Below are 13,723 nucleotides of genomic sequence, written 5' to 3'. Positions count from 1 at the left end.
GATAACAAAAAACAATTATACTTATTACTTAATATTACCTAAAAACGTAATCATATTGAATTTCATGTTTACTTAGAGTTGACTTATTTTTTTCTATAAATCTGAGAATAGCTTCAATTGATAACACTTTAGTAATTCCGAACTTGATATTACGTTGGGCATCAGCAACTAGACGTCCTTTATATTCTGAACCGACTACCATCTCACTCTCTTTATGAGGTCTTAAAACATACTCATAAGAAGCCGGAGCCGAAAGGACCATTCCAACCAGTTCAAAATTTGGGATACCATCACGTATTGCTAAAACAATTCCACCGCTCATTCCTTGATTAGCAACAGCATCAATTATGAATGATGATTTTTTATCATAATTTGGACTTGAAACAATCGCTTTAGATATCATTTTATAATTAGCAGGAAATCCGAATACATATACAAATGTTCCCCAATTTAATTCAGCAGCATTTCCGAGTGGAATACTTAAGGTCGGAACCTTGAATAACTGTTCACTTTTTAATTTCTTTTTAAGAATAGCAATGTCGAGATCATTGTCTTGTAGAATAAGTTCAAAATTTCCTTCTTCGTAGGAAGGAACAACATAAATATCTTGCTTAACAATTAGAGAAAAACTTTTTAAGTATTCGGTCCTTTTACCACTTTCGGTTAAGTGAAATGATTTTATTGAATCGGGAAAATTGATTACATGCGCGCATGTTAATATGGCAAGAACATCTCGATAACTATAAATGAGAGTACCGGTGCCGGAGGCAGTCTCATCAAATATTGTTGAACTAGCAACATAATTTTTATAATCTTCATTTATTATTGACGAAACTGTTATGCTATCATTTAAATTAAAGTGGTAAGTTCTGTAGAAGGCAATACTGTTTACAAGTCTAATTGAATTGGAAATTTTCTCTAATTGTTCAGAACTGCTTCTTGCGGGGAATTCGCTGTCATATTTTCCATCAAATAATTCGGGATATGTAACCTTGCGTATTTCGGTTTCGGAAGTACAACTTGAAAAAATCAAACCAATAAAAAGCATGAAAGAAATATTCTTTAATAGCCTAGTTCTCCAATTCGTCGATCTCATCTTCTTCATCCTCCAAGCGTTCAAATTTATTATAAGGATCAAGCTTCCGGAATGCAACAGCGCATATAAAACCCAGTACTGCACCCGATAAATGTCCTTCCCAAGAAACTTTGTCGTCTAAAGGTAACACTCCCCAAGTAAATCCACCATAAAGAAATGTAACAATTAAAGAAAGTACAATTGATCTTCTATCCCATTTTATTATGCCGGAGAAAAATGTGAATGTAATTAGTCCGTAAACAAACGCACTTGCGCCAATATGATAAGAGGGGCGTCCGATAAACCAAACCATAATACCGGAAAACAGAAATATTAATGCCATCACCCGAAATGCAGAGTTTGGATAAAAATAGACAATTGCGGTAACCAAAAATAATATCGGAAAAGAATTTGAGATTAGATGCTCAAAACCGGAATGAATAAAATGAAACAGAAAAACTCCCGGGGGGAATGCAAAACTTTTAGGCAGTAAACCGTACTGTACAAAACTTAGACCAAAAGAAATTTCAATTATTTTAACAATCCATATAATCAATAAAATGATTGAGGAAGTTAATATAGCTTTACGAAATTTAATTTTTTCATCATTCATTGAAATATTCTAAACACTGAAAATATCTGTTAGAGTTGCGATATCTTCTACTTTGGAGAGAACAAAAACTATATCATCTTCTCTAAGTATTGTTGAAGCATGTGGATTTCCAATTACTTCGTTTCCACTTTTAATTGCAAAAATTGAGAAACCATACTTATTCCTTAAGTCAAGTTCTGCCAATGATTTATTTGCCAGGCTGGATTCTTTTTCTATTACAAAATTGCATAGCCGTAAATCGGGGAACTGTAATTTTAAATTTTGCATTGGAGCAATATCTTCAGATAATGATCTGAACATTTGGTAATCAGCAGAACGAACTTCGTGAATAAATTTTTCGATTTGATTACGTGGTATCAAATACTTAACTAAAACACGCGCAAAAATTTCGATAGAGGTTTCATATTCTTCAGGAATTACTTCATCCGCCCCGAGTTTTTGCAATGTTTCAACTTCGTTGACATGTCTCGTTCTAACGATAATAAACACATTCGGATTTGCGGCTTTTGCTTGTGATACAATTCTTTGAACGGCAGTTGGATCATTTATTGCAATCACAATAATTCTTGCTTTTTTAATATTTGCTTGGGCTAGTATATCGGGATAAACCGCATCTCCAAAAATTATATTTATTCCATGTTCTCTTTCCTCTTTTACTGTATCCGGATTAGTTTCCAGAACAATGAACGGTATGTTGGCTTTTACTGCAGCACGGGCAAGATTTCTTCCGTTTATTCCAAAGCCAACAACTATTAAATGATCTTCTAAATAATCATGTATTCCTGAAGAATCGGATGAGTGAAATTTATCATTAAAAATCTTCGCAACTATATCTCCAATAAGTGGTGAAATTTTCAAATAAACCGGTGTGAGAGACATTGTCAATATTGAAACAGAAAGAAAATTTTGATAAAAATTTTCATTTAAAAATCCGAAACTCATACCTGTCTTAGCAAGAATAAATGAAAACTCTCCAACTTGAGCGAGAGCTAAACCGGCAATAATTGAAATACGCCATGGAATTCTTAGTATTTTAATCGAAGTAACGCCGATGACTGATTTAACAATAACCACGATTAGTGTTAAGCCAAGTGCTACCGGTAAATTGTTTAATAAAAACTTTATATCCAACAACATTCCGATGGAGACAAAAAACAAACTTGAAAATGCATCACGGAAAGGCATCACATGACCTAAAGCCTGATGTGAATATTCTGATTCCGAAATAATAAGTCCGGCTAAAAAAGCACCAAGTGCAAGTGACAATCCAAGCTCGCCTGTAACCCAAACGATTCCAAAACAAATAACGAGAATTGTGAATAAGAATAGTTCTCTGCTCCTAGTTTTTGCAACGTGATGAAGTAAAAACGGAACAACATACTTAGTCCCAATAAATACTAATATTATTACACCCAATGCTTTCAGTAATAAAATTGAGACTTCGGTAATTAGATTACCGCTTAATCCGGCTAAAATCGGAGTGAATAAAATCATCGGTACAACGATAATATCCTGAAATATCAAAATTGAGAGAAGAATCTTTCCGTGCGGAGTTTCCATCTCGCCTTTTTCACTATAACTTTTAAGTAAGATGGCTGTTGAACTAAGCGCGGCAAGAAATCCTATAAAAATAGCTTCATTAAAATTTCCGCCATAGAAATTGAATAGTAATGCAACAATTATAGTGGTTAAGAAAACTTGAATTGATCCACCGATTAAAACAGAACGCTTAAGCTGTACCATTTCCTTAAATGAGAACTCAATGCCAATGGTAAACAACAGTAAAAGAATACCTATTTCGGCAAGTACTTCAACTTGATGTACCGATTCCACTAACCCAAATCCGAAAGGACCTGTAAGTACACCTGTTATTAAGAAACCAATAATGGTAGGAAGTTTTAATTTATGAAAGATCAGAAGAATTATAATCGATAAAGCGAATATGATAACAATATCATTGAGTAATTTGAATTCCATTTAATGCCTGTTTATTCCGGAATAATATATACAGAACCCGGTGCGGGTAATTTTATTTTATATGATTTTCCTTTAGGTACTTTTAAGTAGTTATCTCGTAACCAAGGATTGAGAATTTTCAACCACTTGTAATTTATTTGTTTGTCCTTAGCCCAAATTGCCAAGTCGGTAATATCTTCGGTAACTTCTATTTCATATGTTTCATATGGCATGTATTTCTCAAATTCTTCAACATTAAAACCGTAGACTTCCGGATTATTTAAAATAAGCTTCATAGCAATTGCCCGGAATAGATATCTTGATGTTTCCGGATTTAAGGTGAAGTTATAATAGTTGCTGGTCTTTTGGCGTTCAATTTGTTTTCTAACTCCGTCTATTCCCATATTATAACTTGCAGCAGCAGTTGCCCAGCTTCCAAATTTCTCGTATGCTTCCATCAAATAATCACAAGCAGCTTGAGTAGATTTTTCAAGGTGATACCGTTCGTCAACTTCATCCCTAATTTCTATATTGTATTTTGGTGCGGTTCCTTTCATAAATTGCCAGAAGCCGGTTGCGCCGGCAGGGGAGATAACATTATCTAAATTGCTTTCAATTACCGAAATATATTTTACATCATCGGGAATATTATTTTTTTTAAGAATTGGTTCTATAATCGGAAACCATCTTTTTGCTTTTTTAATCATCAATAAAGTAGATGAATGCCAATAAGTGTTTACAATTATTTCACGTTCTAATCTTTCACGAACATCAATATCTTCAAGTGGAACGCGTTCTCCGAAAATTTCAATATTATCGGGTATTGGCGGAACTACGATTCTGTAATTTTGAGGATAAGGTTCGGGAGGTGTAGTTACTTTTTGTTCTTCGATCTGAACGTAAAAATTCAGAAGAAAAAATATAGATACAGCAAGCAATAAATAAAGTGAAATAACATGAACGCGGGAAAAACTTTTTGAACTCATACAAATCTCTAAAAATTATAAAATGAATATAATCGTTAATTATTATATCAATCTTGGCTAAAATAAAATTGAAAATCAACCGAGGCAGAATGAATTGATCTGAATTTACAAACTTTTGGTATTACTATAAAGCAGAATCGATTTATTAAAACGAAGAGAAAAAATCATTTCTTTTTAATGGCCACAAAAGTGATATCATCTTCTTGCGGATGATCTTTTCGCCATTGGTCACCCTTTTCAAAAAGAGTCGTTACAATTTTATCGGAACTACTATCCGCCACATCGAGGAAATATTCTTTTAATTTCTCATCGCCCAGCATTTCTTTTTGTGCATTGAACAACTCGATGTATCCGTCACTTTGAATAAGAATTACATCTCCGCTATTAAACTCGGTTTGAAAGCTTTCATAAGGAAAGTTTAGATACGCACCCAGCGGCATACTTTTCTGTAAAATTTCCTCGATAATATTTTGCTTTTTTCTATAAACTAATATCGGCGGCATCCCTGCTAAACTTCCAATGACTGTATTTCCTTTAATTCTAATAAATACCATTGACATGAACAAATTACCAAGCGCCATGCTCTTAATTATCTCAGTACACTTTTTAAAGAAATCCGGGATCATCATTTTCAAACCCAGTGCACTGAATAAACTCTTGATACTTGCAACCATAATCCCGGCTTTCATGCCATGACCGGTTGCATCACCGAGAACAATGTTTAAAGTTCCGTCTTCACCGATTTTATAATCATAATAATCGCCTCCAACCTCAGTTGCCGTTTTCATATCGAAACAAATATCCAAACCTTCAATATCATTTAAACATTGCGGCAGCATAGCAAGCTGAACTGATCTTGCAGCTTCGAGTTCATCGGTTTTACGTTTATTATCCGCTTGAAGAATTCTTTTTTGAATATCCAATTCTTTGGCGGCTAGCTCTTGCTGCAATGTTTTTTCTGAAAGCTCTTGAATTTCCTCAAGCTTCAATTTCAATTTTTTACTTGTAGTAACGTAATCACGAGCCAAAGCAATGGACATTGAAAGGATGAAAATTATAACACCATAAATAAACGGCATTCCAATTCCCCAATTAGCAAGCAATCCAAAACTAAGCAGCATCTGGTAGACTCCCATAATACCCATTACACCAAATCCGATTCTTAGATACCAATCACTTTTAGAGTTCCTACTGTGTTTTGGATTGTAAAGTACATGGCTTCCCCAAATCGAAACTAATATGATAAACGCGTATATGATGTACCAAATTAAAATAGTGCTCAGTAAGTATCCCAGCAATCCTAATATTACACCCACGAAAATGAAATACTTCAGGTACTTGCCATGTTCTCTATAGATTGAATTGATAGTAGTTGAACCGAATAAAATTGTGAATACAAGAACACCGGGAGCAATTCGGTACAAGAAGAATAGTGCTTGAATATCGTTGCTGTAAAATGGACTTAAATTAATGTAAATAAATAGAGTAAAAAAGAGTAAGAATAAAACATAAAACAAATTTTGCTTTTGTGATCGATCGAAAAAGAAGAGGAATAAGTGAAGAATTGCAAGCACCAAAGAAATGCTCATAAAAACATTTCTTACTAGAAAAGTTTCACTTAAATATTCATGTCGACCCGGTAAGATCTCTGACGGATATCCTAGTTCTAGAAAGAAACCAGGAGTAAAATTTCTCCTATGCATCTGATCATAATCAGGGTTATAATATCTTATGGCAATTAAATTTTCTCTTTGAGCAAAACTTATAATTTTCGGTAAACTTGGATTGTAATGTTTAATGCTTCCATCATCATTAATATTTCCGTAAGTAAGGATTTTTTCTCCGTTAACATAGACCTCGGCAGCGCCGGCAAGCCATAAATCAAAAGAAATTGGTTCATTGATAAGCAATGAATCCACAACTAAATGTAACCGAAACCATCCTTTCCCGGGGAATTCTTGTTCGGGATGTTCAATTCCATTTAAAGAAGTTGCGGAAATTTCCCAGGCAGAATCATTAAAGCTCGGATAAGCCCACTCTAATTTATCACCTGGATGATACTTCCAATTCTTTCCTGTATAAATCTCGCCTCGCGTAACTAAAGAATCAGGAGAAAGAGTAAAGTATTTTTCATCTTTACCCTGAGCAAGGTGAAAAGTCGTTAAAATAATTGTAGCTATAAGAAATAATCTCAAATATCGACCCATAATACTTTGCATCAAAAAAAACTAAAATCCGAAACCTAGTAATGAATGAGGGTCAATCTTATTGTTAAACCAATTAACTCCCCAATGCAGGTGCGGACCTGTAGATCTACCGGTTGAACCTACTTCACCAATCTTTTGTCCTTTCTTAACAAACTCTCCGGTTTCAACAGTTAACTTACTGAAATGCAGATACACACTAGATAATCCTTGTCCATGATCAATTAAAACAAAATTACCGTTATAATAAAAATCATCTCCGGCAATTTGTACAAGACCATCGGCCATAGCGTAAACATCTGTTCCGGTTGGAGCCGAATAATCCAATCCATTATGAATATTTTGGGGAACACCATTCAAAATACGTTGACTTCCAAAAACTCCGGTTAGCTTTCCACCTTTAATGGGAAGAATAAAGCCTGATGAAAAATAAGCTGTATCAATTTTACCGATTTTATTTCGGGCAGCTCTCATTAATTGACGTTCTCTTTCAATGCGCGGCAATTCTTCTTCAGGCGGAGTGCTGAATTGTTTTTTTGTACTGTTTATTCTCTGGATGTCATATTCACGTTTAGGAAGTTCCAACTTCTTAACTTCAGATTTACCATCGTTATATTTTATCTTTAATAAATGTGTGCCTTCCGCGTCTCTATCAAATCCGATGAAAAAAGTGCCGCTTTTATCAACCATTATCTTTTGATTATTCAACATAACTTGTGAGATATTTTCTCCGAATCCAATTAATGCGTTACCAGGTTGTGCAGTGCCAAATAATTTAACGGATTGAGAATAGATTACCGCCTGTAAAATTAATATTGCTAATAAATTTCTAATCATAACTTTTGAAGAGATTTTAATAAATTGTCCAATAAGCGGAAAGCTGACCTTGAATGTACTTATAACTTGCGTTGTCGCGTGAAGTGCTTCCTAAATTCAATCGGCCTTGAATATTCAATCGTTGTGAAACTTTCAAGTTCATATCAAGGTAAGCTGATAAAAGTAAAAAATTACTTGCCGGTACAAAGCCAATTCTTCCGCCAAGTTTAATTTCCAAATGTTTTTTCTTTTCTAAATATGAATCGAGGAATAAACTATGTGATTCGAAGTTGTTCGGAGAGTAATAAAAATCTGCATTGTATTTATAATTGGAATAAAAATATTCATATCCCGCTATTACTTCCGGTAGAAATCTTCTACCGATTCTTAATTGTAAATCGTTTCCTTCATTACCATCGGTTACCGTTAAATAAGAAAAGTAACCTGAAAAATGAAATCCATTTTTATGATTTAAATAACCACCGATTCTATAATATGTTGTGAATAAACGATTATCAATTAAATAAGGTGAATATAAAATTAGAGCAGCATCTGTATTCATGTATTGGAAATTTAATTGAACCGTATCTTTTCTCTCGTAATTTATAAATGCTTCAGATTCATCCCGTGTTTCAAATCCGTTGACATTTGCTTGACCAAAACTGGCACCAATTACAACATCAGGAATAAATCGTAAATACATGTGACCCTTAAACGAAGTGAATGTTTTATCACCGGTAAAATTATATGTTGATATAACATCCTCGTTTAAACTAGACGCATTTGCATTCATCTGTGTTTTGAAATAAGATACTCCGAAAGTTAACCAGTAGGTAAATCCCAATTCCATTCTTGCACCGAGCTGCCAAAAACGGAAACTCAAATTGTCAGAGTAAAACGAACCTTGCGGTGCTAAACCAATATAGTTTGGGAAAGTTTCGAATATTGCGGCCAAACCTGTAACAGGCAGATAACCTTTGCGTATATCAATTAAAGCTATTTCAGTAGAATCCAAATCTTCCCAAGCTAAAAGTGAATCGTACTCTTCGCGAGCCATATCGTATAATTGTGCCTTTGCATAAGAATCACCGAGATATAATCTTGGTTCAAATTCATAAGGTTCTTCGTTTTTTAATTTTTTAAAATAACTTATTGCCCCTGTAGTATCATTTAGTGCGTACGCAACTTTTGCTCTTTGAAGTTCGGCATCGTAGAAGTATCCGTCGAGTAAAACTTCATCATAAACATTTTTTGCATCTTCTAAACGATCCGCACCAAAAAGAACATCACCGTATTCCTTTTTAATTAAATTATTCGGTTCCGCTTGATTGAGATAATCTTCGTAATAGGGAAGAGCCATCTGATATTCTCCTTCCATTACAAGTTCTCGTCCTTGATTTAGAATTTTTAATAACTGCTCTTCCTCATAACGGAGTTTTTGAAAATCAATATTGGATTCAAGCTTAACCACTTCGCTATTATTGGGGTCTATTGCTTTGGCTTGATCAGCATAAGATTGTGCACCCTCAAAATCATTATCGATTAACATCAGTGAACCCATTGCGATTAACGCATCAACATTTTCCGGGCGATCTTCTAATACATTAGTTAGATATTCGCGGGCAAGTTCAACGTCTTGGTTAGTCCAAATCGATAATTGTGCTCTGAATAGCTGATAATCTAAATTATTCGGATAATCCACTAACAAATCATCCATCAAATCGATTGCCCTGTCAAAATACCTTGCCCATGCATTAACTCTTGCATATTGATATCGAAGCGCTGCATCTTTTTCATCCGGTACAAGTGAAAAATAATTATCAAGCACTTGCAATGCTTGATCATATTCTTGAAGGTATTCGTGATACTGAGCTAAGCCTTTAATAGCCTGAAGGTTTTGAGGATCTTGTTCTAAACGAGCTTGGAATTCTTCAACCTTTGTCCTGTAAGTTTCATCACGATAAGTAACAACATAATTCCAAAGTTCATCAAACTTTTCTTCACCTTGATGACGAATAGCTAATCTTTGAAGCTGCTGATATGCTTCTTCTATTCTTTCTTCCTGGATTAAAGCTTCAACAAGCTGAAACCGTGTGTCATCATCATCGGGGTTTCTTCTAAGAATGCTGTAAAATCTATCAATCGGATAAACTCTTTCAAATGAACGCGGGTCTTCTTGGGTCACATAAGCTTCACTTCGGGCAATATCCAATCCATCTTGAGCTTCTTTAAAAAATGGTTTGAAACCAAGGGCAGTTTCAAATGCGGTTCTCGCCTCATTATATTTTGCAAGCCACAAAAGGAAATACCCGAAACGGCTCCATAGTCTCCAGTCATCCGGATATCTTCCCACATATTCTCTAAGAATTTTTTCGCCCTTAACAATACTTCCTGTTTTTGCTAGGATTTCAGTATATCTAATAATTTCATCCGGAGAAGCATTTGGATCGCGTAAAAGATATTCATCATACCAAAGCTCGGCTTCAGGCCACATTTCCATCCATCTGTATGATTTTCCTATCTCCAAATAGTTGAATGGATTATTAGGATCGATCGCAATTTCCCGTTGATGACCTTCAATTTTCTTACGAAGTTGAGCATACCAAACTTCAATAACTCGACTTAAGTTATTTCGGTATTCTTGAGTTCCCGGTTCAAGAGCAATTGCACGTCTAAAATCTAGAACTGCATTTTGATATTGAGATCGGTTTTCATAACAAATTGCTCGCAAATTATAACCTTCAGCTTCACGTGCATTTGCGGCGATATATTTGTCAAGGAGATCAATTGCCTCGCCGAACCTTCCGGCTTGCATATGACCTATTGCTCGTTGTTTAAATTCCTTTAGCTCTGAAGCGGATTGAGCATTTAAAGAAATCGAGAGAGTGATAATGAAAATTACGAGACCGATTATTCGATATGCAAATTTGAGTTTAATATTTATACGTCTCGCCATAAATTTTGGATAGTCAAAAATCACAATAATAGTATATATTAAAAATAACACAAAATCGAAATCATATAAAGGTTTATTTGCGTATTTCTACAATTTGTGTAATTAGTTGCAGAAAACTAGAACTGGAAGTAAATAAACGGCTGAATATCCGAAGCTTTAAATTGAGCAACTAACCAAATTACGATGGTAATTAAAATTGCTTTGCCTATTAACGGTAAATTAGTGATTATTTTTTGTATTGCGTCTTCCCACTTTTCAGGTATGTAATGTGATACATAACCAATTACAATAAGAATAAATACTAAAGTATATCCCTCAATAAATTGGAACAAGACTTCAAAATGGAAATAGTGTATAATCTGATTTAACATTTCAAAGCCAGTATTATATTCTTGAACACGGAAAAAAATCATTGATAGTGCCCAAACATGAAGCGTAATAAAAACAGATAATATTTTAATAATTATATTCTGTTTAGAAATCCATTTGGGAAGATTAAAAAAACGTTCAACAGCTAATGCTAATCCGTGCCAGGCACCCCAAATTACAAACCGCCATGAAGCACCGTGCCATAATCCACCGAGTAGCATTGTTAACATTAAGTTTATGTAAGTCCGCGTATTTCCTTTACGATTACCACCTAAAGAGATATACAAATAATCGCGGAGCCAAGTTGAAAGAGAAATATGCCATCTCTGCCAAAATTCGGTTATTGTTTTAGCTTTATAGGGCGCATTAAAGTTCATCGGCAATTTAAAACCGAGAAGAAGAGCTAAACCAATAGCCATATCGGAATAACCTGAAAAATCACAGTAGATTTGAATAAGATAACCATACACAGCTAGTAAATTTTCAACACCTGTAAATCGAGTAGGCCACTCAAAAACTCGGTCGATAAAATTTATACTTATATAATCTGCAATGACTGCTTTTTTTAGTAATCCGGCAATGATTAAGAATAACGCTCTACCAATTTCCTCCTTTGTAACAAAAACATCTTCTTTAATTTGAGGAAGAAAATCTTTTGCTCTTACTATTGGTCCGGCAACCAATTGAGGGAAAAAAGAAACGAAGAAAAGAAAATCAATAAAATTATTTTCAGGTTCCAAATTTCCCTTATAAATATCTATCGTATAACTCATTGATTGAAAAGTAAAAAACGAAACACCGACGGGTAAGAAAATGTCAACAAATTCAATGCTTCCTGTACTGATACTATTTACGGTATTGATGAAAAAATTTGTGTATTTGAAATATCCCAGTATTCCCAGATTAGTAATTAAACTTAGTATTAAATAGAGTTTCTTTTTACTACCAGATTCAACCGCATAAATATATTTAGCAGCGATGAAATCGATTATAGAGCTTAAAATAACAAGATAGAAAAAGAGGCCGCTTGATTTATAATAAAAGTAGAGGGACATAACGGTAAGGAAGAATACCTTAGCTCGTTTATTTCTCCAGAAGAAGCGATAGAAAATTAAAATGAAGATAAAAAAGAAAAGGAAGAAGCCACTGTTGAATAACAGTGGTCTAAACGGATCATAACTCAGTAATTCAATAATGTTCTGAAACAAATCGCTTTCAAACATTCGCCTCTCCCAAAAATTTAAAATTGGAAGTAAATAAAGGGTTGAATGTCTGCTGTTTTAAACTGAGCAACAACCCAAATAACAACAGCAATTAAAATGGCTTTACCTATAAAAGGTAGATTGGTGATTAACTTCTGTGCTTTATCTTCCCACTTGGTTGGTGTGAAATGAGTTAAATAACCAATCAAGATAAGGATGCAAACTAAAGGATATCCTTCAATAAATTGAATAAAGACTTCCGGATTAAAATAATTCCACATCTGTGAAATCATTTCTAACGCGACTTGATGAGACTGTGCTCTGAAAAAAAGCAAAGTGAAAGTAAAAAGGTTGAATGTTACAACAAAGCCGATAAATCTATTTAGTTTACTTTTTTGTGTCCATTTGTGGATACCAAATTTTCTTTCAACTGCTAAAGCAGTTCCTTGTATCAATCCCCAGATTACCATACGCCATGAAGCACCATGCCATAAACCACCGAGCAGCATTGTTAAAATGAGATTGACATAAGTTCGAATATTTCCTTTTCGATTTCCGCCCAGACCGATATATAAATAATCTCTGAGCCAGCTTGAAAGAGAAATATGCCATCTTTGCCAGAACTCGGTGATTGATGCGGCTTTATACGGTGAATTAAAGTTGATAGGGAGTTTAAATCCTAGCAATAATGCAAGACCGATTGCCATATCAGAATAACCCGAAAAATCGCAGTACAATTGAATTGCATATGCATAGAGAGCCATTAAATTTTCAACACCCGTAAATCTTGTCGGCCATTCGAAAACTCTGTCAATAAAATTTATACTAATATAATCTGCAATAACTGCTTTCTTAAATAAACCGGCAATTATTAAAAATAGAGCTCTACCAATATCTTCACGGCTTACAAAGACATCATTTTTAATTTGAGGAAGAAAATCCGATGCACGAACAATTGGTCCGGCTACAAGTTGAGGAAAGAATGAAACGAAGAAAAGGAAATCGGCAAACTTCTTTTCAGGTTCAAGCTGCCTTCTGTAAATATCGATTGTGTAACTCATTGATTGAAAAGTAAAGAAAGAAACTCCGACCGGAAGGAAGATATCAAGCATATCAAAATTACTAACGCCAATTTGGTTGAATGTATCTAAAAAGAAATTTGTGTACTTAAAGTATCCGAGTATTCCTAGATTCATTACCAAACTAACAACCAGCAAAAATTTTCTATAACCCGGTGATTCCGAATCATGAATCATTTTCCCGGCAATGAAATCTATTATTGAGCTTATGATAATGAGAACAAAAAAGACACCGCTCGATTTAAAATAAAAATAGAGCGACATTGTCATAAGGAAAAATACCTTTGCTCTGTAATTATGCCAGAAGAATCGATAAAAAACTAAAATGAAGAGAAAGAAAAACAGAAAAAAGCCGCTGTTAAATAACAACGGCTGAAGCGGATTGTATTTTAAAATTTCTACAAGGTTAGGTGCAAACGAATTAAAGTCCATTAACAGATACCCTTAATAAGTTCTAGTTTGCTTAA

Annotated in this window: 9 protein-coding genes; all 9 read right to left on the bottom strand. The window is 34.3% G+C overall.

Translation table 11 applies throughout. The features are described from left to right. Positions 1–34: 34 nt before the first annotated feature. Positions 35–1,105, bottom strand: coding sequence for a serine protease (locus tag QY331_14760; protein ID WKZ69220.1), 1,071 nt, complete (start codon positions 1,103–1,105; stop codon positions 35–37). Beyond that, positions 1,071–1,688 (bottom strand): rhomboid family intramembrane serine protease, encoded by a 618-nt coding sequence (locus QY331_14755; protein WKZ69219.1) that lies wholly within the window; start codon positions 1,686–1,688, stop codon positions 1,071–1,073. The genes QY331_14760 and QY331_14755 overlap by 35 nt, the downstream gene beginning before the upstream one ends. Positions 1,689–1,697: 9 nt before the next feature. Further along, on the bottom strand, positions 1,698–3,665 hold the full coding sequence (locus QY331_14750) for a cation:proton antiporter (protein ID WKZ69218.1): 1,968 nt from the start codon (positions 3,663–3,665) through the stop codon (positions 1,698–1,700). An 11-nt stretch (positions 3,666–3,676) separates the two neighbouring features. After that, the gene (locus tag QY331_14745; GenBank protein WKZ69217.1) at positions 3,677–4,630 is read right to left on the bottom strand and encodes a transglycosylase SLT domain-containing protein; all 954 of its coding nucleotides are present in this window, start codon (positions 4,628–4,630) and stop codon (positions 3,677–3,679) included. A gap of 164 nt (positions 4,631–4,794) precedes the next feature. Continuing rightward, positions 4,795–6,837 carry a SpoIIE family protein phosphatase gene (locus QY331_14740; protein ID WKZ69216.1) on the bottom strand — a complete coding sequence of 681 codons (2,043 nt, stop codon included), beginning with the start codon at positions 6,835–6,837 and terminating at the stop codon, positions 4,795–4,797. 21 nt (positions 6,838–6,858) lie between these two features. Continuing rightward, positions 6,859–7,671, bottom strand: a complete 813-nt coding sequence (locus QY331_14735) for a M23 family metallopeptidase (protein WKZ69215.1) — start codon at positions 7,669–7,671, stop codon at positions 6,859–6,861. 16 nt (positions 7,672–7,687) lie between these two features. Beyond that, complete coding sequence (locus QY331_14730) at positions 7,688–10,606, bottom strand: tetratricopeptide repeat protein (protein ID WKZ69214.1); 2,919 nt, start codon at positions 10,604–10,606, stop codon at positions 7,688–7,690. 116 nt (positions 10,607–10,722) lie between these two features. Continuing rightward, positions 10,723–12,198, bottom strand: a complete 1,476-nt coding sequence (locus QY331_14725) for an MBOAT family O-acyltransferase (protein WKZ69213.1) — start codon at positions 12,196–12,198, stop codon at positions 10,723–10,725. 17 nt (positions 12,199–12,215) lie between these two features. Continuing rightward, positions 12,216–13,688: an MBOAT family O-acyltransferase gene (locus tag QY331_14720; protein ID WKZ69212.1), complete on the bottom strand. Its 1,473-nt coding sequence runs from the start codon at positions 13,686–13,688 to the stop codon at positions 12,216–12,218. Positions 13,689–13,723: the final 35 nt, after the last annotated feature.

Source organism: Melioribacteraceae bacterium, assembly GCA_030584085.1.
Taxonomy (GTDB): Bacteria; Bacteroidota; Ignavibacteria; order Ignavibacteriales; family Melioribacteraceae; genus SURF-28.
The sequence above is the reverse complement of the archived record's forward strand: the minus strand, read 5'-3'. Positions and strand labels throughout refer to the sequence as shown.

Bases quoted from the DNA above. Each gene is read 5' to 3' on its own strand.
- QY331_14725 (WKZ69213.1), bottom strand. From the start codon at position 12,198: ATGTTTGAAAGCGATTTGTTTCAGAACATTATTGAATTACTGAGTTAT.
- QY331_14740 (WKZ69216.1), bottom strand. From the start codon at position 6,837: ATGGGTCGATATTTGAGATTATTTCTTATAGCTACAATTATTTTAACG.
- QY331_14755 (WKZ69219.1), bottom strand. From the start codon at position 1,688: ATGAATGATGAAAAAATTAAATTTCGTAAAGCTATATTAACTTCCTCA.
- QY331_14735 (WKZ69215.1), bottom strand. From the start codon at position 7,671: ATGATTAGAAATTTATTAGCAATATTAATTTTACAGGCGGTAATCTAT.
- QY331_14760 (WKZ69220.1), bottom strand. From the start codon at position 1,105: ATGAAGAAGATGAGATCGACGAATTGGAGAACTAGGCTATTAAAGAAT.
- QY331_14720 (WKZ69212.1), bottom strand. From the start codon at position 13,688: ATGGACTTTAATTCGTTTGCACCTAACCTTGTAGAAATTTTAAAATAC.
- QY331_14750 (WKZ69218.1), bottom strand. From the start codon at position 3,665: ATGGAATTCAAATTACTCAATGATATTGTTATCATATTCGCTTTATCG.
- QY331_14730 (WKZ69214.1), bottom strand. From the start codon at position 10,606: ATGGCGAGACGTATAAATATTAAACTCAAATTTGCATATCGAATAATC.
- QY331_14745 (WKZ69217.1), bottom strand. From the start codon at position 4,630: ATGAGTTCAAAAAGTTTTTCCCGCGTTCATGTTATTTCACTTTATTTA.